This is a genomic window from Mycolicibacterium elephantis DSM 44368 (assembly GCF_004014805.1).
GTDB lineage: Bacteria > Actinomycetota > Actinomycetes > Mycobacteriales > Mycobacteriaceae > Mycobacterium > Mycobacterium elephantis.
The window spans coordinates 19,121-40,875 of sequence record NZ_ATDN01000024.1 but is presented as its reverse complement, the minus strand read 5'-3'; the positions used below and the strand labels follow the sequence as shown (position 1 = coordinate 40,875).

General features: G+C 67.0%; 25 protein-coding genes. 12 read left to right on the top strand and 13 right to left on the bottom strand.

Features of this window, described 5'->3' with window-relative positions; translation table 11 throughout:
• Positions 1-13 precede the first annotated feature (13 nt).
• From MELE44368_RS17380 to MELE44368_RS17335, 9 genes are all read left to right on the top strand, one after another.
• On the top strand, positions 14-1,222 hold the full coding sequence (locus MELE44368_RS17380; RefSeq protein ID WP_128109636.1) for a thiolase family protein: 1,209 nt from the start codon (positions 14-16) through the stop codon (positions 1,220-1,222).
• Positions 1,223-1,227: 5 nt separating this feature from the next.
• On the top strand, positions 1,228-1,647 hold the full coding sequence (locus MELE44368_RS17375) for a Zn-ribbon domain-containing OB-fold protein (protein WP_128109635.1): 420 nt from the start codon (positions 1,228-1,230) through the stop codon (positions 1,645-1,647).
• Positions 1,648-1,836: 189 nt separating this feature from the next.
• Complete coding sequence (locus MELE44368_RS17365; RefSeq protein ID WP_128109634.1) at positions 1,837-2,580, top strand: SDR family NAD(P)-dependent oxidoreductase; 744 nt, start codon at positions 1,837-1,839, stop codon at positions 2,578-2,580.
• A 14-nt stretch (positions 2,581-2,594) separates the two neighbouring features.
• Positions 2,595-3,866 (top strand): aromatic ring-hydroxylating oxygenase subunit alpha, encoded by a 1,272-nt coding sequence (locus MELE44368_RS17360; protein ID WP_128109633.1) that lies wholly within the window; start codon positions 2,595-2,597, stop codon positions 3,864-3,866.
• 4 nt (positions 3,867-3,870) lie between these two features.
• Complete coding sequence (locus tag MELE44368_RS17355; protein ID WP_128109632.1) at positions 3,871-4,206, top strand: hypothetical protein; 336 nt, start codon at positions 3,871-3,873, stop codon at positions 4,204-4,206.
• Between the two features lie 14 nt (positions 4,207-4,220).
• Positions 4,221-5,066 (top strand): TauD/TfdA dioxygenase family protein, encoded by an 846-nt coding sequence (locus MELE44368_RS17350; protein ID WP_128109631.1) that lies wholly within the window; start codon positions 4,221-4,223, stop codon positions 5,064-5,066.
• Positions 5,067-5,195: 129 nt separating this feature from the next.
• Positions 5,196-6,494 (top strand): cytochrome P450, encoded by a 1,299-nt coding sequence (locus MELE44368_RS17345; RefSeq protein WP_128109630.1) that lies wholly within the window; start codon positions 5,196-5,198, stop codon positions 6,492-6,494.
• A complete protein-coding gene (locus MELE44368_RS17340; RefSeq protein ID WP_128109629.1) occupies positions 6,491-6,682 on the top strand; it encodes a ferredoxin in 192 nt (63 codons plus the stop codon). Before MELE44368_RS17345 ends, MELE44368_RS17340 begins: the two co-directional genes overlap by 4 nt.
• A 16-nt stretch (positions 6,683-6,698) precedes the next feature.
• Complete coding sequence (locus tag MELE44368_RS17335; RefSeq protein WP_046750105.1) at positions 6,699-6,986, top strand: DUF1330 domain-containing protein; 288 nt, start codon at positions 6,699-6,701, stop codon at positions 6,984-6,986.
• Positions 6,987-7,059: 73 nt separating this feature from the next.
• Here MELE44368_RS17335 and MELE44368_RS17330 read toward each other — a convergent pair whose 3' ends face one another.
• The 9 genes from MELE44368_RS17330 to MELE44368_RS17290 form a co-directional block, all read right to left on the bottom strand.
• Positions 7,060-7,827 (bottom strand): alpha/beta fold hydrolase, encoded by a 768-nt coding sequence (locus MELE44368_RS17330; RefSeq protein ID WP_128109628.1) that lies wholly within the window; start codon positions 7,825-7,827, stop codon positions 7,060-7,062.
• An 11-nt stretch (positions 7,828-7,838) separates the two neighbouring features.
• Positions 7,839-8,039, bottom strand: coding sequence for a ferredoxin (locus MELE44368_RS17325; RefSeq protein WP_128109627.1), 201 nt, complete (start codon positions 8,037-8,039; stop codon positions 7,839-7,841).
• Entirely contained in the window at positions 8,036-9,238 is a 1,203-nt protein-coding gene (locus tag MELE44368_RS17320; protein WP_128109626.1) for a cytochrome P450, read from the bottom strand. Before MELE44368_RS17320 ends, MELE44368_RS17325 begins: the two co-directional genes overlap by 4 nt.
• Before the next feature lie 113 nt (positions 9,239-9,351).
• Positions 9,352-10,170 carry an NAD(P)-dependent oxidoreductase gene (locus MELE44368_RS17315; RefSeq protein ID WP_264032521.1) on the bottom strand — a complete coding sequence of 273 codons (819 nt, stop codon included), beginning with the start codon at positions 10,168-10,170 and terminating at the stop codon, positions 9,352-9,354.
• Between the two features lie 36 nt (positions 10,171-10,206).
• The gene (locus MELE44368_RS17310; RefSeq protein ID WP_128109624.1) at positions 10,207-11,025 is read right to left on the bottom strand and encodes an NAD(P)-dependent oxidoreductase; all 819 of its coding nucleotides are present in this window, start codon (positions 11,023-11,025) and stop codon (positions 10,207-10,209) included.
• Complete coding sequence (locus MELE44368_RS17305) at positions 11,025-11,846, bottom strand: alpha/beta hydrolase (protein ID WP_128109660.1); 822 nt, start codon at positions 11,844-11,846, stop codon at positions 11,025-11,027. Before MELE44368_RS17305 ends, MELE44368_RS17310 begins: the two co-directional genes overlap by 1 nt.
• 41 nt (positions 11,847-11,887) lie before the next feature.
• Positions 11,888-13,543 carry a thiolase C-terminal domain-containing protein gene (locus tag MELE44368_RS17300; protein ID WP_128109623.1) on the bottom strand — a complete coding sequence of 552 codons (1,656 nt, stop codon included), beginning with the start codon at positions 13,541-13,543 and terminating at the stop codon, positions 11,888-11,890.
• Positions 13,540-13,851, bottom strand: coding sequence for a ferredoxin (locus tag MELE44368_RS17295; protein WP_128109622.1), 312 nt, complete (start codon positions 13,849-13,851; stop codon positions 13,540-13,542). Before MELE44368_RS17295 ends, MELE44368_RS17300 begins: the two co-directional genes overlap by 4 nt.
• Positions 13,848-15,149 carry an NADH-ubiquinone oxidoreductase-F iron-sulfur binding region domain-containing protein gene (locus MELE44368_RS17290; protein ID WP_128109621.1) on the bottom strand — a complete coding sequence of 434 codons (1,302 nt, stop codon included), beginning with the start codon at positions 15,147-15,149 and terminating at the stop codon, positions 13,848-13,850. The genes MELE44368_RS17295 and MELE44368_RS17290 overlap by 4 nt, the downstream gene beginning before the upstream one ends.
• 36 nt (positions 15,150-15,185) lie before the next feature.
• Here MELE44368_RS17290 and MELE44368_RS17285 point away from each other — a divergent pair, with 36 nt between their 5' ends.
• Complete coding sequence (locus tag MELE44368_RS17285) at positions 15,186-15,659, top strand: hypothetical protein (RefSeq protein ID WP_128109620.1); 474 nt, start codon at positions 15,186-15,188, stop codon at positions 15,657-15,659.
• A gap of 99 nt (positions 15,660-15,758) precedes the next feature.
• Here the strand turns inward: MELE44368_RS17285 and MELE44368_RS17280 are convergent, their stop codons facing one another.
• The 4 genes from MELE44368_RS17280 to MELE44368_RS17265 are packed head-to-tail and all read right to left on the bottom strand — an operon-like array spanning position 15,759 to position 19,322.
• A complete protein-coding gene (locus tag MELE44368_RS17280) occupies positions 15,759-16,670 on the bottom strand; it encodes an alpha/beta fold hydrolase (RefSeq protein ID WP_128109619.1) in 912 nt (303 codons plus the stop codon).
• A complete protein-coding gene (locus MELE44368_RS17275) occupies positions 16,667-17,059 on the bottom strand; it encodes a Rieske (2Fe-2S) protein (protein WP_046750095.1) in 393 nt (130 codons plus the stop codon). Before MELE44368_RS17275 ends, MELE44368_RS17280 begins: the two co-directional genes overlap by 4 nt.
• A gap of 1 nt (position 17,060) precedes the next feature.
• Entirely contained in the window at positions 17,061-18,203 is a 1,143-nt protein-coding gene (locus tag MELE44368_RS17270) for an amidohydrolase family protein (RefSeq protein ID WP_128109618.1), read from the bottom strand.
• 27 nt (positions 18,204-18,230) lie between these two features.
• On the bottom strand, positions 18,231-19,322 hold the full coding sequence (locus MELE44368_RS17265) for an amidohydrolase family protein (protein ID WP_128109617.1): 1,092 nt from the start codon (positions 19,320-19,322) through the stop codon (positions 18,231-18,233).
• A gap of 274 nt (positions 19,323-19,596) precedes the next feature.
• On the opposite strand from MELE44368_RS17265, the gene MELE44368_RS17260 reads away from it, so the two are divergent.
• Positions 19,597-20,595 carry an acyl-CoA dehydrogenase family protein gene (locus tag MELE44368_RS17260; RefSeq protein ID WP_128109616.1) on the top strand — a complete coding sequence of 333 codons (999 nt, stop codon included), beginning with the start codon at positions 19,597-19,599 and terminating at the stop codon, positions 20,593-20,595.
• A complete protein-coding gene (locus MELE44368_RS17255; RefSeq protein ID WP_046750091.1) occupies positions 20,579-21,754 on the top strand; it encodes an acyl-CoA dehydrogenase family protein in 1,176 nt (391 codons plus the stop codon). The genes MELE44368_RS17260 and MELE44368_RS17255 overlap by 17 nt, the downstream gene beginning before the upstream one ends.
• Position 21,755: the final 1 nt, after the last annotated feature.

Below are 21,755 nucleotides of genomic sequence, written 5' to 3'. Positions count from 1 at the left end.
CAGAGGACAAGACATGGGGTTACGCGGAGAAGCAGCCATCGTCGGCTACATCGAGTTGCCGCCGGAACGGATGAACAAGGCGGGGCCGGCGCCGTTCACCCTCGAACAGTGGGCCGAACTCTCCGCCGCCGCGCTCGCCGACGCTGGTTTGTCGGCCGAACTCGTCAACGGCATCGTCACCTCGCACCTGGGGGAGTCGGAGATCTTCGTGCCCTCCACCATCGCCGAATACCTCGGCGTCGGCGCCAATTTCGCCGAGCTGGTGGACCTCGGCGGGGCCAGCGCGGCCGCCATGGTGTGGCGGGCCGCCGCCGCCGTCGAACTCGGCCTCTGCGACGTCGTGCTGTGCGCACTACCCGCGCGCTACATCACCCACATGTCGGAGAAAAAGCCCAAGCCGCTCGTCGACGCCGTGTTCTTCGGATCCTCGAGCAACCAATACGGTTCTCCGCAGGCGGAATTCGAGATCCCCTACGGCAATCTCGGCCAGAACGGCCCGTACGGTCAGGTCGCAACGCGCTACGGGGCCGTCTACGGCTACGACGAACGCGCGATGGCCAAGATCGTCGTCGACCAGCGGGTCAACGCCAACCACACCGAGGGCGCCATCTGGAAGGACACGCCGCTCACCATCGACGACGTCCTGGCCAGCCCCGTCATCGCCGACCCGCTGCACATGCTCGAGATCGTCATGCCGTGTGTCGGCGGCGCGGCCGTCGTGGTCGCGAACGCCGACATCGCCAGGCGGGCGCGCAACCGGCCGGTGTGGATCAAGGGATTCGGTGAACACGTGCCGTTCAAGACGCCGACCTATGCCGCCGATCTGTTGCACACCCCGATGGCTCAAGCCGCCGAAACCGCGTTCGCGATGACCGGTCTCGCCCGCCAGGACGTGGACATGGTGTCGATCTACGACTGCTACACGATCACCGTGCTGCTGAGTCTGGAGGACGCCGGCTTCTGCGACAAAGGCAAGGGCATGCAGTTCGTCGCCGACCACGATTTGACGTTCCGCGGCGACTTTCCGCTCAACACCGCCGGCGGCCAGCTCGGGTTCGGCCAGGCGGGCCTGGCGGGCGGCATGCACCACGTCTGCGACGCCACCCGCCAGATCATGGGCCGCGCGCGGGCCGCGCAGGTCGCCGACTGCAACCGCGCGTTCGTGTCCGGTAACGGCGGCATTCTGTCCGAACAGACCGCGCTGATCCTCGAAGGAGACTGACAGCCATGACCACGTTTGAGCGGCCGATGCCGGTCAAGACGCCCACCACAGCACCGTTTTGGGACGCGCTGGCTCAGCACCGCATCGTCATCCAGTACTCGCCGTCCTCGGACTCCTACGTGTTCTATCCGCGGGTGCGTGCGCCGCGCACGCTCGCCGACGACCTGGAGTGGCGGGAGATCTCGGGCATGGGCACGCTGTACTCGTATACGGTGGCGCGCAGGCCCGTCGGCCCGCACTTCGCCGACGCCGTGCCTCAGTTGCTGGCCATCGTCGAATGGGACGAGGGTCCGCGGTTCTCCACGGAGTTGGTCAACGTCGATCCCGCCGACCTGCGGGTGGGAATGCGGGTGCGGCCGGTGTTCTGCGACTACCCCGAACACGACGTCACGATGCTGCGCTACGAACCGGCGCCGGCCACCTGACACCGACGCCCGGGCAGAAGTCCCGCGCCGGCCTTGAGTCAGTAACAAGTACTTGATACTGTAGCGGCGATGTCCGGCGAGATGGCGTTGAGCGAGGACGGGGTCGCCGAGGGCTACATCCTGACGTGTCAGGCGTTGCCGACCAGCAGAACTGTTCGAGTGGTCTACGGGTAAGAGCGAAGGACAGCGATGAGCCGCGTGGCAGTGGTGACCGGTGGGGCGTCCGGCATGGGCGAGGCGATCTGCCACGAGCTCGGTGCGCGTGGGCACAGCGTTGCCGTGCTCGACGTGAACGACCAAGCCGCACAACGGGTAACCACAGACCTGCGGCAGAAAGGCGTGCGGGCGCTCGGGCTGGGCGCCGACGTCAGCGATCGCGCCGCGGTGGAGGACGCCTTCGCCGCGGCCCGGGCCGAGCTCGGTCCGGTGCACATCTTGGTGACCAGCGCCGGCGTCGTGGATTTCAGTCCGTTCACCGACATCACCGAGTCGGCCTGGAACCGTCTGATCGCGGTCAACCTCACCGGAACGTTTCACTGCTGCCAGGTGGCGCTGCCCGACATGATCGAGGCGGGCTGGGGCCGCATCGTGATGATCTCGTCCTCGAGCGCTCAGCGCGGCTCACCGGGTATGGCGCACTACGCCGCATCCAAGGGCGCGTTGCTGTCGCTGACGAAATCGCTTGCCCGCGAATACGGACCGGTCGGGATCACCGTGAACAACATCCCGCCGTCGGGCATCGAAACGCCGATGCAGCATCAAAGTCAGGCGGCCGGCCACCTGCCGGCGAACGAACAGATGGCTGCCAGCATCCCGCTGGGGCATCTCGGCACCGGCGACGATATCGCCGCCGCGGTCGGATTTCTGTGTTCGGAACAAGCAGGCTTCATCACCGGACAGACCCTCGGGGTCAACGGCGGTTCGGTGATGTGACATGAGGAGGTCACATGGGGCGCTGGCCTAAACCACCAGAAGGCAGCTGGACAGAGCACTATCCGGAGCTGGGCACCGGCCCGGTGTCATTCCGCGACTCGACGTCACCGGAGTTCTACGAACTCGAACGCGAGGCGGTGTTCAAGCGGGCGTGGCTCAACATCGCCCGCGTCGAGGAACTACCCCGCGTCGGCAGTTACCTCACCAGGGAGATCGACGCCGCCAAGTCGTCGGTGATCGTGGTGAAGGGCAAGGACAAGCAGATCCGGGCGTTCTACAACATCTGCCGCCATCGCGGGAACAAGCTGGTGTGGAACGATTTTCCCAATGAAGAGGTGAAGGGCACCTGTCGCCAGTTCACCTGCAAGTACCACGGCTGGCGCTACGACCTTGACGGGGCGCTGAAGTTCGTGCAGCAGCCCGGCGAGTTCTTCGACCTCGACACGTCGCAGTTCGGGCTCAAGCCCATCAACTGCGAGGTGTGGAACGGCTTCATCTTCATCAACTTCGATCCCGAGCCGAAGTGGAGCCTGCGCGAGTACCTCGGCCCGATGATCACCGCGCTGGACGACTACCCGTTCGAGTTGATGACCGAGCGTTACGAATTCGAGGCGCACAACAACAGCAACTGGAAGATCTTCGCCGACGCGTTTCAGGAGTACTACCACGTACCCTCGCTGCACAGCCAGCAGGTGCCCAGCGCGGTGCGTCAACCCAACGCCACCTTCGAGTGCGGCCACTTCCAGATCGACGGGCCGCACCGGCTGGTGTCCACCGCGGGCACCCGGCGGTGGAAGTTGGCGCCGGAGTATATGTATCCCGTCGAAAGGGTCACCCGCAGTGGTCTTGTCGGCCCGTGGCGCACGCCGGAGACGCACTTCTCGGCCGGCCTGAACCCGGGTGGGATCGAGCCGTGGGGCATCACGAACTTCCAGATCTTCCCCAATCTGGAAATCCTCATCTACCACGGCTGGTACCTGCTGTACCGCTACTGGCCGACGTCGCACAACACCCACAAGTTCGAGGCCTACACGGCGTTTCATCCGGCCCGCACCGTGCGGGAGCGCATCGAGCACGAGGTTGCGGCGGTGGTGCTCAAGGAGTTCGCGCTGCAGGACGCCGGGATGCTCGGCGGTACGCAGGCCGCACTGGAATACGGTCTGGACGAGCCGATAGTCGACGAATTCCCGCTCAGTGATCAGGAGATCCTGGTGCGCCATCTGCACAAGGTGGCCGTCGACTGGGTCGAGGCCTACAAGGCCGAACACGCGCCGGTGGGGGTGTGACACCATGACGGAACCACGCCTACCGAGCGCCTTCGCCGAGTTCGAGCGGTTCGCCGAGAAGTGGTGCCTGGCAACAGAACCCGAACGCTGGCAGGCGCGGCTTGACACCCCGATGACCGAGCTCCGCGAGTTCTACGACGCGTTCTCCCCGCGTTTCGAGGAAGCGATCGACTACTGCGACAAGTTTCCGCTCGACGACATGGCCGAGGACGCCTTGAACCTGCTGCACCTCATCTACTCGATGATCATGGTGTCGATGGCCGTCGAGGTCTTCGGCCAGCCCAAACCCACCGACTCCGCCGACGCCGTGCTCAACCGCGTCAGCGCGCCGGTGCCATGACAGGAAGTTCCGCCATGGGCCTGCTGACCATCACCACGCTCACCTCATCGGTCGGCGCCGAGGTCACCGGGCTGGACCCGGCGGCGTTTGGCCGCGACGACACACTGGGTGCGGCCGTGCTGGAGGCGTTGGAAGACAACGGGGTGCTGGTGTTTCCGGGGCTCCACCTCGACCCGCAGGCGCAGGTGGCGTTCTGCCGGCGGCTGGGCGAGATCGATCACTCCTCCGACGGGCACCACCCGGTTCCGGGGATCTATCCCGTCACCCTCGACACGTCGAAGAACTCGTCGGCGGCTTATCTGCGCGCCACCTTCGACTGGCACATCGACGGCTGCACCCCGACCTGCGACGAGTACCCCCAGAAGGCCACTGTGCTGTCCGCGAAGCAGGTGGCCGAGCGCGGCGGACAGACCGAGTTCGCCAGCACCTACGGGGCCTACGACGCGCTGAGCGACGACGAGAAGCAGCGGCTGGCGTCGTTGCGGGTGGTGCACTCGCTGGAGGCGTCGCAGCGCCGGGTCACCCCCGACCCGAGCCCCCAAGAACTGACGCGGTGGCGCGCGCGGCCCACCCACGAACATCCACTGGTGTGGACCCACCGCAACGGACGCAAGTCGCTGGTGCTGGGCGCCTCGGCCGATTACGTCGTGGGGATGGACGTCGAGGAGGGACGCGCGCTGCTGGCCGACCTGTTGAGCCGCGCCACCGAAGCCGACAAGGTCTACAGCCACAACTGGTCCGTCGGCGACACCGTCATCTGGGACAACCGCGGCGTGTTGCACCGGGCCACCCCGTACGACGCGAACTCGCCGCGCGAAATGCTGCGCACCACGATCCTCGGCGACGAGCCCATCCAATGACGGCTGCGCGGCGGCGCTGGGCGGGTGCACAGCCCCCTCGTTGACGGCGACGTCCCGCTATGGAAATCTAATACTTACCTGATGAGAATCGCGTTCTCAAAGGCAGAAATAGTCGAAACGGAGTAGCGCATGGCGGAGGACCTCACCGCGGTCGACTTCTTCCGGGACGGTCGCCTGACAGACGACCCGTACCCGTTCTACGCGGCACTTCGCGACAAGTGCCCGGTCAGCCGCGAGGACCACTACGGCGTCACGATGGTGACCGGATGGCAGGAAGCCGTCGACGTCTACAACGATGCGGAGTCGTTCTCCTCCTGCATCTCGGTGACCGGTCCGTTCCCCGGGTTTCCGGTGTCGCTGCAGGGGCACGAGGACGGGGACATCACCGCGCTCATCGAGGAGCACCGCGACGACATCCCGTTCAGCGACCAGCTGCCGACGCTGGACCCGCCGACGCACACCAACCACCGCGCGCTGCTGATGCGGCTGATCACGCCCAAGCGCCTCAAGGAGAACGAGGACGCGATGTGGCAGCTCGCCGACGACATCCTCGACGACTTCCTGGCGCCGGGGGAGGGCGAGTTCATCAAGGGGTTCGCCGGCCCGTTCACCCTCCGCGTCATCGCCGACCTGCTCGGCGTGCCCGAGGAGGACCGCCCGGAGCTTCTCGAGCGGCTCGCGCGCGGTACCCACGGCAGCGGGTTGGGCAACGCAGACAAGACCCTGGCCAAGACGCCGCTGGAGTATCTCTACGACGTGTTCGCCGAATACGTCGAGGACCGTCGCCGCGAGCCCCGCGACGACGTGCTGACGGGGCTGGCGACGGCGACCTTCCCGGACGGCACGGTGCCCGAGGTCGGCGACGTCGTGCGGGTGGCCACCAACGTGTTCTCGGCCGGCCAGGAGACCACCGTGCGGTTGCTGAGCACCGCGCTGAAGGTGATCGGGGACAACCCCGACATCCAGCGCAGGTTGCGCGACGACCGCAGCCTGCTGCCGAACTTCATCGAGGAGTGCCTGCGCATCGAAAGCCCGGTCAAGGGCGACTTCCGGCTGTCGCGGGTGCCGACCACGATCGGTGACCACCAGCTCGGCGCCGGGTGCACGGTGATGGTGATCAACGGCGCGGCCAACCGCGACCCGCGCCGCTTCGACGATCCCGACCGCTTCGACCCGGAGCGCAAGAACGCCCGTCAACACCTGGCGTTCGGTCGCGGCATCCACAGCTGCCCGGGTGCGCCGCTGGCCCGCGCGGAGACCCGCGTCGGGCTCGAGCGCCTGCTGGACCGCACCTCTGACATCCGGATCAGCGAGGCACACCACGGCCAGCCCGGAGACCGTCGCTACCAATACATTCCGACCTACATCCTGCGCGGGCTCACCGAGTTGCACCTGGAGTTCGACGGGGTGCAAGGCGGTGCCCGATGAAGGTCACCGTCGACGAGGACCGCTGCCGCGGCCACGGGATGTGCCTGACGTTGTGTCCCGAGGTGTTCCAGATGCACGACGACGGCTACGCCGTCGCGGACCCGTCCGAGGTGCCCGAGGGGCTCGATGAGTCGGCCAGGGACGCGATCGCCAACTGCCCCGAACAAGCCATCAGCGAAATCGACTGAAACCCAAGGAGAATCGATGCCCAAGGCGTACATCCTCATCACCGAGGACGTCAAGGATCCGGCCGGGATGGCGGAGTACGGCAAGGTGGCCAGCCAGGCGATGGCCGGCGCCACGCTGTTGGCGTTCGACCAGAAGGCCGAGGTGATCGAGGGCACCTGGCACGGCACGCAGACCGTGCTGCTCGAGTTCGAGTCCGAGCAGGCGGCCAAGGACTGGTACAACTCCGATGCCTACCAGGCGGCCGTGAAGCTGCGTCAGGCCGCGGCCGACTGCAACGGCGTCATCCTGCACGGAATCGGCTGAGTTTGCGGCGAAATAGCATTCCGGGCAGTAAATTCGCCCGATCAGCGACCTGGAATGCTATTTCGCGGGAATGTCAGCGCGGCTCTAGCGGGGCGACGGGTTGCGTCGTGGTCGCGTACACCAGCAACTCGGCCAGCTCGCGCGGGCGGCTCAGAAACGGCGAGTGCGACGTGTCGATGGTCAACTGCTCGACACCCAAGCGCTGGGTCACCGTATCGGCCAGCCCATGCGGCATCGAACGATCCTGCAGGCAGCGGATGAAGCTGCGCGGGAGGTCGGCGGCCCAGAAGTCGGGCACCGAGACCGGCGTCACCGTCGTGTCGCCGAAGCGCTCGGGGCCGAGGCGCTCGAACGCCCAGCGGGCGGTGGCCTCGTCGCAGTCGTGGTAGAAGTACTCCCAAGCACCCTCGAAGTCAGCGAACCACATCGCCCCGTCGTCGTCGAACTTCAAGTAGCCCAACATCTTTCCGGCGTCAGCGTCGAACTCGCCGGTCGGGACGTCGTCGGCGCTGCGCATCACCATCGCCTCGGGATAGGTGCGGCCCTCGCGAGGCAGCGCGGCGGCGAGGTAGGTGATGTGGCCGATCAGATCGGGCGCGGCGTCGGCGGCCAGCGTGGCGTCGAACCCGCCGCCGGAATGGCCGACGAGGACGTCACCGGGTTGTAGCGCCGCGACGATCGCGTCGCGGCGGTTGGCCAACGTCGACTCCTCGTCGACCCGAGCGCCATGGCCCGGCAGGTCGACGGCGACGCCGTCGTGGCCCATCGACTGCAGTTCGGTGATCGTGCGTTCCCAGCACCACGCGGCGTGAAAACCGCCGTGCACGAAGACGAACCGCATCTAGGCGCGTGTCACTCGTCGACGATGGAGATGGCCTGCCGTGGACACTGGCGGACGGCTTCTTTGACCTGCTGCTCGTTCTCCGGGGTCACCTCGTCCTGCAGCACGTGCAGATAGTCCTGCTCGTCGAGGTCGAATACCTCCGGGATGATGCCCATGCAGACGCCGTTTGCCTCACACAGGCCGAAGTCGACGACGATTTTCTGGCTCACTTCAGCACCCTCACAGGGACGCGGTGGTATCCGGCGACGTTTTGCATGTGCACCCGTTCCAACCCGTCGAAATCGACCTCGTAGCGCGGCATGAAGTCGAGCAGGTGCTCGAGCGCGATCGTGGTCTCCAGCCGGGCGAGCGCCGCGCCCAGGCAGCTGTGGATGCCGTACCCGAGGCCGAGGTGCGGCGACTGGGTGCGGTCGCGGGTGATGTCGAATGTCTCGGCGTCGTCGAAGGCGCGGGGATCGCGGTTGGCCGCGGCCTTCATCAGGAACACCGGCTTATGCGCCGGGATGGTGCCACTGGGCACCTCGGCCTCTGTCAACGTGTAACGCACGTTGTACTGCACCGGTCCGACGTAGCGCAGCAACTCCTCGACGGCGGCGGGCACCAGGCTGCGGTCGTCGAGCAGCATCTGCCACTGCTCGGGATGACGCGCGAACTCGACCATCGCGCTGCCGACCAGCTTGGTGACGGTCTCCGCGCCCGCGCCGCCCAGCAGCGCAAGGAACCCGGTGATCTCCAGGTCGTCGAGCTTGCGCATCTCGCCGTTCTCCCCGGGGATCTCCGCGCGGATGAGGCGGCCGATCATGTCGTCCTGCGGGTTCTCCCGCCGTTCCTGAACGAGGCCGTAGTAGTACATCCCCGAGTCGATGTTGGCCTGCATGTTCTCTTCGGACAACTCGATCTGGCCGGGCTTGCGCTGGAGGCTGATGTCGATCCAGCGCCGGACCTGCTGGCGGAACTCTTCGGGTACCCCGGCCATCCGGGTGATCACCTCGACCGGGAACGGGCCGGAGAAGTCCTGCACCACATCGAAGTTGTCGGGATCGGCCTCGGACAGATAACGCTCGACCTGTTCGATGATCGTCTCGCGCTGCGACTGGATCGCCCGCGGGGTGAACGCCTTGTTGAGCAGGCTGCGCATGTGCCGGTGCTCCGGCGGGTCCATGAAGATGATCGACTTCTGCGGGCCCTCCTCGGAGCGCACCATCGCAAGATCGCAGCCGCGTGTCGAGGAGAACGCCTCGTGGTCTTTGAGCGCCGCGGCCACGTCGGCGTGTCGGGTCAGCGCGTAGAAGTCCTCATCCTCGTCGTAGTAGATCGGCGCTTCGTCGCGCATCCGCTTGTAGATCTCATACGGGTTGTCGAAGTACTCCTGCGAAACCGGGTTGAACACCAGTTTGGGCTTGGTCATGGTCTCCTCTTTCGCGGCGGGGCTGACGACCGCTTCCGTTACGCGAGGGCGCATTCATGTAACGCCTATAGTATGCCTCACGGGAGGGCTTTCATAGTCGAAATCGCCGGTAGTCATTGCCGAATTCCCGCACTGATGACCTCGTCGAGAATGCCCAGCCGACTGTCCAGTTCGGCGGCGATATCGCGCACCACGGCGACGTCCTTGCCGATGAACTCGGCCGTGTCGTCGACGAACGCCGCCACCGACCCGCGCATGGCGATGTACTCACCGACCCGGCTGGCCCCGCTGCCGTGCGTGATCGAGGTCAGCAGGTTCTTCTCATCCACACCGAAGCGCTCACCGAGCGCGACGGCCTCGCGCAGCAGGCCGATCTGGGCAGCGAACAGGGCGTTGTTGACCAGCTTGACGCCCTGGCCGGCGCCCAGCGGCCCGACGTGCAGGATCGGGTCCCCGTAGCTGGCCAGCACCGGCTGGGCGCGGGCCACCGCGTCGTCGGATCCGCCGAGGAACAGGGTGAGCGTGCCAGTGGCGACGTTGTGCGGGCCGCCGCTGACGGGTGCGTCGACGACGTCGGCGGCGGGGTTGTCGGCGGCGACGGTCTGTGCGGTGCGTGGGCTGCCGGTGGTGTGGGTGACCAGCAGCGCACCCGGCGACATGGCGGACACCAGGCCGCCTTCGATGCAGACCTGCCGCACCTGTTCGTCGGTGAACACACACACGATCACGATGTCGGCACCCTCAGCGACCGCGGTCAATTCGGTGACGGCGTGCGCACCGAGATCGCGCACCGCCTGACACTTCTCGGCGTTCCTGCCGAGCGCGGTGACCTCATGGCCGGCTTCGACGAGACGCCGCACCATGGGCGCACCCATTCGGCCCGCCCCGACGAACCCGACCCGTGTCATCGGGGCCTTCTGCTCTTCGCGCAAGCGCTCATCTGGACCCTCTGCTCTTCGCGCAAGCGCTCATCGCGGAAACTCCATGGACTTCAACGCCGCATCCGCGGCGGTGAACACCGCCCCCTCGGGCGCCGACGCGTGCGCGGCGATGCTGGCCGCGTGCCGAACATCCTTCTGCAGCAGCGCCCCTGCGATGGGGGCCAGTCCCTCCGCGGTCCCGCCGAATATCGAGATGCTGCCCAGCGCCTTGCTGGTGGCCGAGCCGCCGTTGAGCACCTCGGCGAGGCGGTCGCGGGGAATGCCCAGGGCCACACCGAGATCGAGAGTGCTCAGCGCGCTGCCGAGGTTGGCGGTGAACAGCAGGTTGTTGAGGATCTTGGTGACCTGTCCGCTGCCCAGCGGGCCGAGGTGCACGATCGGGTCCGCGTACGTCGCGAACACCGGCCTGCACCGCTCGACGACGTCTTCCTCGCCGCCGACCATGACCAGCAGCTTGCCCTCCTCGACGGCCGGGCCGCCGCCGCTGACCGGCGCATCGATCACCGAAACACCCTGCGCGCCGGCCTTTTCAGCGACCTCACGGCAGGTGTCGGGATGAACGGTGCTGTGGATGGCGACCACGCCGCCCGATGCCAACCCGGCCAGTACGCCGTTCTCGCCGTACAGCACCTCCCTGACGTCGTCGTCTCCGACCACGCACAGACACACCAGATCACTTGCCGCAGCCAGCTCGGCGGGCGAGGTGGCGGTCTTGGCGGCGGTGTCCGCATACGGTTCGAGGCTGGCCTGCCTGCGCGCCCACAGCGTCGTCTCGAAACCGCCTTCGACGATCCGCCGCGCCATGGGTCCGCCCTGGCTGCCGAGCCCGATGAATCCGACCCGCATCAACCCGTCTCCAATCCTTGTTGTGCAAGAACACATTCCTCGGCGAAGGACAGCACCTTCGCGTGATATGCCGCGGCGTTGACCGACAGCGAGAGGTTGTGCCCCGTCCCGGCCTGTTCGTTGATCACGAACCGGGGCGACGACGTGAACATCGCGCCGATCTGGGCGAGCATCTCTGGATCCGACCGCCACACCCGCTCGTGCTCCGCCACGCTGAACTGCACCGGCACGTCCACCCGCGGCGCGAGCGCGGGGAAGTCCTGGCGAGGCCAACGTCTGGTCACCTCGACCTCGTAGCGCGCCCCGGCCGAGGAGTTTGTCATGTCCGACAGCACATCTGGCGGGTAGAGATCCGCGGGCTGCCAGAGTACTTCGCGCAGCCCGGCGGGCCGATGCTCGGCCGTGGTGGCCCTCATGATGTCGGCCATCGCGTCGTTGTACTGCAGGCCGGTGCCGGCCAGCTCCAAGCCGATGACGTCGGAGCCGTCGACAGCCATGCGCACCGCCAGCTCGCATCCGGCCGAATGACCCATCAGAAACACCCCGGCGCCCCGCGGCTGGGCGCCCAGCACCTTGTCGAGCGCCCCGAAGGCCAGCGCGACGCGCTGCTCGGGCCGCTCCATCGCCTCCGGGTACGGCGCCGAACTGCCGTAGCCGGGCCGGTCCAGCGCCACCGTGGTGTATCCGGCCGCAGCGCCCGCGCGCAGCAGCGACAACTGCGGATGGCCCGGACAGTCGAAATACGCTGCGGTGCTGGCTCCTCCGTGGAACGCCACGATGACCGCCCGCGGATCCTCGACGGCTGCAACCAGGCCCGACATCGGCACACCGTCGACGAGCACGACGCGCGGGCGCGGGGCGCTCACGTGGCCGTCCGCATCAGCAGGACCCCGCTGGGGGTCAGGCCACCGCTGCTGGCCACCGCCACCTTGGCGCCGGGAACCTGGCGTTCACCGGCATCGCCGCGCAGCTGGGTCACGGCCTCGTGGATCAAGCCCATGCCGTGGGTGCGGCCGTGGGACAGCTGGCCGCCGTGGGTGTTCAGCGGAATGACGCCGTCGCGGGCGATGGCTTTTCCGCCGTCCAGGAAGTCCTTGGCCTCGCCGATGCCGCAGAAGCCGAGCGCCTCCAACCACGACAGGCAGTTGAACGAGAAGCCGTCATAGAGCTGCGCGACGTCGACATCCTTGGGCCGCAGCGAGGTTCGCGTCCACAGATGCGCCGCCTGACCGAGCACCTGTGGCTCGTGGGTCAGCGTGGACTGGTCCCAGTCGGTGCGTTCGACGATCTGTGTGCCGACGGCTTCGAACAGCACGGGCTTGTGCGGCATGTCCTTTGCGGCGTCGACGGCCGACACGATGACCGCCACCGCGCCGTCGCAGGGCACGTCGCAGTCGTACAGCCCGAACGGTGTGGTGATCATCCGGGCGTTCAGGTAGTCGTCCATCGTCATCGGATCGCGATAGATGGCCGTGGGGTTCAGCGCGGCGTTCGCGCGCTGGTTCAACGCGATCCAGCCCAGCGTCTCCCTCGTGGTGCCGTAGCGGTCGAAGTGGCGCTGCGCATTGAGCGCCAACGTGTGCGCGGCGGAGATCGCCCCGAACGGCATCTGCCAGCTGTTGGTGCGGGCGCCGCCCGGCGGGGACGCCTTGCCTTCCTTCATAAGTTGCTGGAACGTCGCCTCCCACAGGGTGCGGAAGCACAGCACATGGCGGGCCATGCCGGTGGCGACGGCCATCATGGCCGCGATGACCGACCCGCCGGGACCGAAGGTGTCCATGCCGCCGTTGATCCAGGTCGGCCGCAGCCCCAGCGCGTTCTCCAGCGCGGTCACCCCGCCCTCGCCCATGCCCGCGACGTCGAGCCCCGGATAGGTGGAGAGGCCGTCGATGTCGGCGAATGTCAGGCCGGCATCGGCGACAGCCGCCTCGCAGGCCTCGATGGTCAGCGACAGCGGCGGCACCATCAGCCGTCGCCCGAGCCGGGACGCGCCGATGCCGGTGATCGCGGACTTGTCCTCGAACCGCTCGGTGGTCAACGGGGCGCGCACGTACCGGCCGATGTCCTCGGGTGCGACGTCGTCGACGGCCGCGGGCCCGTCGTGCTCGTCGGCCGTGGGCCGGAAGACGGGCAGCCACACGGTCCCCGCCGGATCGTCGAACTTCTGGAAGTCGACCTCGACCGTCTGGCCGAGGGTCAGCTCGTCGGGGTCGCAGTCGACGATGTTGGTGGTCAACCGAACTCGCGGATCCTCGACGACGGCGACCTGCGCCACGACGTACGGAGGTGGTAGGTCGGGAAAACCGAACCGATGGTTGACCGTGAAGGCGCTCAGCGTCGCCGTGCCCGATACGTCGCGTACCCCCATGTTGCGGCTGCGGCAGTACCGGCACACCGGTTGCGGTGGATGGATCAACGCCTGGCAGTCCTGGCACTCCTGGATGCGCAGCACCCCGTCCGCGCCGGCGGTCCAGAAGAACTCGTTCTGAACGGTCAGCTCAGGTAGCGGCCGTGTCACCGAACGAACCCCGAAATCGCCTCGTTATCATCGGTTTTGGGCTCCGGCTCAGGTGCCTCCGTGACGTCGGGGCGGTCCTGCTGGTTGTCGTTGGGCCGGTGCTCGCCCATGTAGATGATCGCGTGCACCGGGCAGTCCAGCAGTGCCCGCATCACCGCGTCGCGGTCCTTCTCGGGCACCGTGCCGTCGCCGACCAGCGATGCGTAGCCCCAGTCGTCGAGCGAGAAGTAGTCCGGTGCGCGCTTGGCGCAGATCCCGAAGCCGTCACACAGCGTCCGGTCGAGCCGAATCCTCAAGCCGTCACTCATGTCTGAGCCACCGCCTCCACTTCGTAGGGCCGCACGGCGGTGAACGCCGTGGTCCGGCAGGCCGGGCAGTCGTTTCCGAGATGGCGGCTGACCACCTGGGGGAACTGCCGTAACAAGCTGGCGGCGATGTTGGTGGCCCCGTCGAGCGTGCCGCACGCGCCCCGCCCGCGCAGCACCACCGACCACCGTTCCAGACGCGCCACGTCCTCGTCGGTGGCCACCCCGTCACGCAGTGCGCAGGTCACCGCGGCCATCGCCGCCGTGCCGTTGAAGCATGACCCGCACTGACCGGCGTTCTCCCGGTCGAAGTAGGACATCACCGATGCCGCGACGGCGACCGGGCAGTCCTCGGTGAGGATCGAGATCGCACCGCATCCCAGGCCGGCGCCGAGGCGGCGAATCGACTCGTTGTCGAGGGTGGCGTCGAGGACGTCGGAGTTGAGCAGGCCCGCGAAATAGCCACCCATCAACGCCCCGCGCACCGATTCGGCATCCACGCCGTGCACCTCGAGCAGGGTGGAAAACGCCGCACCGTAGGGAATCTCGTACAGGGCGGGCGGACGCCCGGCCCCGGTGATCGTCGCCAGGAAGGTGCCGGGCGACATCGGTGTGCCGACGGCACGGTACCGCTGCGCGCCGTGCTCGTGAATGAACGGCAGGTTCGCAAGCGTCTCGACGTTGCTGACCATCGTCGGAAGGCCCAACACGCCTTCCTCGAATGGCCGGGGCGGTTTGTCGGTCGGCTTGGCCGGGCCGCCGTTGATGCGCCGCACGGCGGCGGTTTCCTCGCCGGCGACGTAACCGGGCTCGACGGTGACGACGGTGACCTCGGTGTCGCCGAACACATCCGGCGCGAGCTCGGCCAGCGCGCCGGTGACCGCCGTCGCCGCCCGGTCGTCGGACACGTACACATATACGCGGCCCGCGCCGACCACCGCCGCCGCCAGGCGCAGCCCGTCGAGCACCAGATGCGGGCGCACCCGCAGCAGCCAGCGGTCCTTGACCGAAGCGGGTTCGCCCTCTTCGCCGTTGGCCACCACCACGGTTTCGGAGCCCCGCAGGCCGGCGTCGCGCACCGTTCTCAGTTTGGTGCCGAGCGGAAACGCCGCGCCGCCCCGACCCAGCAGCCCCGAAAGATCGACCTGTTCCAGAAGCGCACCCGCATCGGACAGCTGCCGGTAGCCCCCAGCCCGGGTGTACTCGGCGTAGCTCTCCGGTCCGACCGCTCCGGGCCGCAGCAGCCGAGGTGCGCAATCCGGCCACGCCGCGACGGTGAGATCGGTTGTCGTGGAGGTCATGACACGTCCTTCCTGACCACGGCTAGGCTGACGGACATGAGGACCGCGGTGGTGCGTGTCGGCGTCGACAAGGCCGGCGAGCTGACGCCGGAACAGCTAACCGATGGCATGGCACGCCTCCGTGACATGGCCGCGGCGGCGGGTGTCGAACTGGTGGAGAACAACCTGGCGATGCTGCCGCCGCAGCGCCGCGAGGTGGAGCTTCTGATCGCCGGCGACGACCCCGACGCACTTCAACAGCGCGCGGTTGACCTGTGCGCCAAGGCGTTCGGCACCAAACCCATGCCCGGGGTGATCACCTACATCAGCCGCGGCACCGACGCCGACGCCCTCGGCGTGCTCGCGGGTTTCGGGCTCACCGGCGAGATCGAGCGGGTGGCGGGGGAGGATGGCTGGGACGTGGTGCACGTGACGCTGCGCGAGTCGGATCTGGAACGGGTGCCCGAAAGCCGCGTCCACACCGCGCTGGAGGCCTCGCTGAACTGCGAAGTGCACATCCACACGATCTGACCCCGCAACGTCTCCGTCGCGACTGTGCGGTTTCATCCGCGACACGCCGCCGGGTGCGGATGAGATCGCACACTCGCCGGGCACCTTGCAGTGCGTCATCTAGCCGTCCAGGAAATCCAGGATCGCGGGCGCGGCCTGCACCCACGTGTCGAACATGTTGAAACGCTTCGCCTTTCCCGAGGCCCGCGCCTCGCCGGCCCGCTCCCAGGCATCCTCGGGCCACGGAGGGTCGATGAGCGTGGATCCCTTGATCAGGCAGCTGACCTCCAGCGACGTCCGCTTCGGGTGGTCCAGGTCGTTCTCCCCGCCGCGGATGATCAGCGTCGGCACCGTGATGTTGTCGAACATCTCGTCTTCGACACCGGGGATGGTCTGGCCCGGCTTCGGCACGAAGGCGTTCAGCCACCGCAGCATCAGCTTGAGGAACTCGTCGGGGTCCATCGCGAGGAACCGATCGCGGTTGGCGGGGTTCTCCGCGATCCGCTGCTTCCACTCGTCGACGGCGATCACGCCCTTCATGCCGGCGCCGCGAACCGCGAGGATGTTCGGCACGATGTAATACGAGCCCAACACGAACGACCCGTACACACCGCCGACGATGTTCCACACCACCAGCTTTCGCACGATCTCCGGATAAAGCATCGTGGTCAGCATCGAGTCGCGGGCACCGCCCGAGCCGCCCGCGATGATGCACGGACCGATGTCGAGCCCGGTGATCAGCGCATGCAGGGTTTCGGCACGCATGTGTGATTCGCTCTGGCCGTAGAACTGGACGTCGGACTTGCCGCAGTTCGGCCGGTCCCACAGCAGCACGCGATAGCCGCCCTTGACGAGCTGCTGGGCGAGCGGTCGCAGGCCCTCGATGTCCTTGCTGAACCGACCGCCGGGGGTCAGCGCGATGAAATCGCCTTCCTTGCCGAGGATCTCGTAGACGACGTTGCCGCCGTTGACCTCGAAGGTCTTCTCGCCGCGCTTGAGCTTGGGTCCGGACTGCTTTTCGGTTGTGGTCATGCCTGTACGAGCACCTCGTTGCCGACGACCCGGACCGGGTAGGTCCGGATGCTCCATTCGGGTTTGACTGCGGTGGTGCCGGTGGCCAGTTCGAAACCCCACTGGTGCCACGGGCAGTAGATGAACTCGAGGTCGCGGACCATCACCGCGTCGCCGGGCACGCTCTCGTCGACGATGTTGCGGCCGCGCGGACGCCCCGAACACAGCGGACCACCCTCGTGCGGACAGTAGTTCGCGATCGCATAGAACGTGCCGTTGACGTTGTAGACGCCGACGCCGTGCCGGCCGATGGGCACCAGCTTGTGTGTGCCAGGCGGGATCTCGTCGACCGTGGCGACGACGTGCTCACGCCCCTGTGCCAACCGGGGCGTCTTCTTCTGGTCGGTCAACTCAGAACACCCGCACCTGGCCCTCTAGGGCCGGAACCGTCTCTGGCAGTTTGTAGGTCGCGATCCCGTTGCGGAACATCACGGCCTCGCGGGCATGCGGGGGCAGGTGCTTGACCAGCCACCGCGGATCATCGAACGTCCAGTGCGGATAGTCCGAGGAGAACAGCAGAATCTTCTCGCACTCCATCCACTGCAGCGCGCGGGTCAGTTCCGTCTTGTCCTCGGGGTAGTCCAGCGGCTGGGTGGTGAACTTGATGTGGTCCTTGACGTACTCCGAAGGCTTGCGCTTGATGTCCAGCCACGACTTGCGGGCCTCGTAGATGGCGTCCATCCGCCACATCAACGGCAGGATCCAGGTGAACGCGTGCTCGACGAACACGATGCGCAACGTCGGGAACCGGTCGAAGACCCCGTCGAAGATCAGGCTCATCACCTGGTTGGCCGCCAGCAGCGAGTAGGTGACCATGAAGTCGTGGTTGTAGCTGGGCAAGCCCACCGGCGGCATGGGCAGCTCTTCGTGGTGGCTGCGGGACAGGTGGCAGCTCACCGTGATGTCGTGCTTGGTGGCCGCGGCCCAGATCGGGTCGTACTTCGGGTCGCCCCATGACGGCCGCGGTTCGGCTTTGATCAGGATCTGGGCCATGTACGGGTGGTCGGCCCAACGCTCGATCTCGCGTGCGCTGGATTCAGGGTCTTCGATCGCCAGGCAGATCGAGCCGCGCCACCGCTGGTGCCAGTTGTTGTGGCTGTCGAGCCAGTGGTTGGCCTGCCAGTCGTTGAGCGCGACGGACATGGCGTGCTGGGTCTCGGTGGTGCGGGCCGGATAGGCGGCGGGCTCCAGGATCGCGATGTCGGCGCCCGCCTCCATGATCAGTTGCTTGAACGCCAGATCGGGGTCACTGCAGGCGAACTCGCCGTCGGGCGGGAACGTGTCGACACGCATGGCGTAGGAGTGCGCGTAGTCGGGGGCGTCGTAGTAGATCTGCTCGCCGACCTTGCGGGTCAGGAAGTACTTGCTGCGCCAGGGCTCCGGGATGTACTGGACCAACTCACCGCGTCGCGGGGTGGGATGTACATCGGAGTCGACACAACGAACGGCGATGTGTTCGGCTGCCGGCTTGCGCTCTGTCACTGTGACCGTCATCGTGGCCTCCCCTTCAGAAGTCTTCCATCACTTTGCGCCGATACCGGCCCCGACGTCTATGCCATAGAGTTCCGCGGCGTTTCGCCAGCACAGCTTGTCGCGCTGCTCGGCGGTGTACGAGCTGGGCACCGTGAGCTTGTTGAGCTGCCAATGTGGATAGCTGGAGCCGAACATCACCATGTTGTCCTTGCCGGTGAAGCCGAACCACTCACCGGCGAATTCGGTGTCGCCGGGCCCGTCGAGTGCACCTTGGACGAAATAGACGTGGCCGGGCAGGTAATCACTCGGCATCTTCGGCGCCCACGGGGTCTGCTCGAGATGCGGCCGCCCGAAGCAGTCCATCCGCCAGATGATCGGCGTGAGCAGGTCGGCGGCCCCGTCTGCCCAGACGAACTTCAGCGTGGGCATCCTTTCGAATACCCCCTCCGCGATCATGTTCATCAGGTGGTACAGGTAGTTCAGCGCCATGAACCCGACGTACTGCTCGTAGGTGCGGGTGTTGCCGGACGGCGTCGGCGCCGCGGAGACACCCGCACCGACTTCGATGTGCACCGCCACGGGTAGGTTCGCCTCGATGGCGGCCTCCCACAGCGGCCAGAACTGCGGCTTGCCGTACAGCTCGCGCGACTGCAGCGGCACCCCGAGCTGCACGACGCGCGGATGATCCTTGTACTTGGCGATCTCGCGCAACGAGCCCGCGATGTCGTCGGGGTTGATCCGGATCGTGCCGCGGTAGCGCTCGGCATACGGATTGTCCTCGAGCCACCGCGTCACCAGCATCTCGTTGTGGGCGGCGGCCAACGCCGTGCCCAGGTGCCGGTCCGGCATGATGCCCCGGGTCATCGGGTGCAGCACCGCGACGTCCACGCCGCCGTCGTCGAACAGATGCTTGCCGACGAGCTCCGGATCGGAGCCGGGGTACTGGCGGTCGGGACCCTCGGTCCCCGGGGCGTATTCGCCGCCGGGGGCGCCGTACCAGTCCATCTCGTAGTCGGGGAAGCCGCGGCTCTTGAATGGCTCGCGAAGGATGCTCCGCAGGTCTTTGTTCGACTTGCAGAAGATGTGCACGCTGGCATCGATGACGGGTGTTGTTCCGCCGTCGGGATGTTCGATCACCATTCGATCACCATTTGATCACCAAAGCCTCCGGTTTCGGCCCGGGCTGAACAACCGCACGTACAGAGCCGGGCATACAGCCATAGTAAAGCCTTGTTCTTCAAAGGCAAGAATTGTGTTCTCCAGCGGTTCGCTTACTTCTGTGCAGGTCAGAGTGTGCGCTGGTCAGTCGCTTAGTATCCGGCGAACGAAACGTGGTAGTCCTCAGCCGAGAACGCTTTCAGCATCTAGCGAGAATGTTATTCTCGTGCGGTCCGACGAACCCCGGGAGGCCTTGGTGTTATTGGAGTTCGACGCCGACCAGCGGCTCTGGCAGGAAACCGTGCGCGACGCGGTGACCAAACAGTGCCCGGCGTCCCTGGTCCGGGGGGTGGTCGAGAACGGGGTCGACCCGGCCCCGTTGTGGAAGAGCTACGTCGACGCCGGCTGGACCGAACTCAGCGACGCCGAGAACGCCGTCGAACTGGCGATCGTGCTCGAAGAACTGGGTCGAGCGACCGACCCCACCCCGTTCCTGGCGACGTTGTCCCAATTCGCCCCCCTGGTCGGTGACCGGTTCGACCCGCGACGGTCGGGTACGGCGGTGTACGGCGGGGTGGCCGCCCACCGCGAGGCCGACGGCTGGGTGCTCAACGGGACCGCGCACCACGTGCTCGACGGTGACCGTGCCGAGCGCCTCGCCGTCGTCACCGACGCCGGCGTCTTCCTGATCGACGCCGGCCAGGTGAGCACGCGGCGCACCGCGGTGTTCGACCCGGTGCTGCACATCGCCGAGGTCTCGTTCGCCGACGTGCGGGTGCCCGACACCGCCCGGCTGCACGCCGACGCGGAGAAGGCCCGCCACGTCGCGCTGACCGGCATGGCGATCACCATGGTCGGGGCCTGCCAGCGCATCCTCGATTTGGCGCTGGAGCACGTCAAACAACGCCAGCAGTTCGGCGTCGCGATCGGTTCGTTCCAGGCCGTCCAGCACAAGGCCGTCGACATGCACGTCGCCACCGAACGCGCGCGGGCGCTGTCCTACTTCGCGGCGCTGACCATCGCCGAGGACGACCCGCGCAGGCGGCTGGCGGCGGCGATGGCCAAGGCGTCGGCCGGTGAGGCCCAGTCGGTGGTGTTCCGGCACGGCCTGCAGCTGTTTGGCGCCATGGGCTTCACGTGGGAGAACGACCTGCAGTTCGCGCTGAAGCGGGCCAAGGCCGGCGAGCATCTGCTCGGCGGGGCGGCCGAACACCGCGCGATCATCGCCGAGGAGTTTCATGCAGCTGACTTTTGATTCCGACGTCGAGCAGTTCCGCGCCGAGTTCGCGGCGTTCCTCGATGAGCACCTGCCGTCGGAGGCGCAGACCCTTGAACGCCCGCGGTCGGTGTCGCACATGCCGCAGTGGGCCCGAGACTGGCAGCGGCTGCTGTTCGACAACGGCTGGCTGCTGCCCGCCCAGCCGCCGGAGTTCGGCGGGCGCAACGCCACGGTGCTGCAGCAGTTCGTCCACCTCGACGAGCTGTGCCGCCGCCGCATCTATCACAGCTTCAACCCGCAGGGTGTGAACATCGTTGCGGCGTCCCTGCTTTCGTTCGGTTCTGACGAGCAGAAGCACCGCTGGGCGGTGCCGGTGCTCAAGGCCGAGATCACCGCGTCGCTGGGCATGAGCGAGCCCAGTGCCGGCTCCGATCTGGCCTCGCTGCGCACCCGCGCGGTCTTAGACGGGGACCACTTCGTCGTCAACGGTCAGAAGGTGTGGACGTCGGGCGCGCACGACGCCGACTTCCTGCTGACGTTCGTGCGCACCGACCCGGATGCCCCCAAACACAAGGGCATCAGCGTGCTGATCATCCCCACCGACACGCCCGGCGTGGTGTGCCGTCCGTTCGCCGACCTGTGCGGTGAGGAGAACAAAGACTTCAACGAGGTGTTCTTCACCGACGCGCGGGTACCAGCCGAGAACCTCGTCGGCCCGCTCAACGGCGGCTGGGGCGTCGCCAACGGCTCACTCGGCCATGAACGCACCATGATGTGGCTCGGCTTCGCCGATCGCATCGACAACATGATCGCCGACTTCCGGCCACGGGATGCGTTGCAGCGCGACCAATACGCCACGACGATCATGGACTACCAGGCGTTGCGGGCGATGGGGTCGGCCGCGCTGGCCCGCGCGGCCCGCGGCGAGATGGACACCGCCTCGGTGTCGGTGCTCAAACTGTTCGGATCGGAGGCCGAGATGCGGGCGATGGACACCGCGTTCACCGCGTCGGGCGCGGACGGGCTGGTCCATCCGTCGACGACGGGCAGGTACGAGCACATGAACCTCGACCACTACTTCGCCAGTTGGTTCGAGCGTTATGCGCGCAGCTTCTCGGGAACGATCGCGGGCGGCACCTCCGAGATCCAGCGCAACATCATCGCCACCCAGGTGCTCGGCCTGCCGCGGCGCTGAC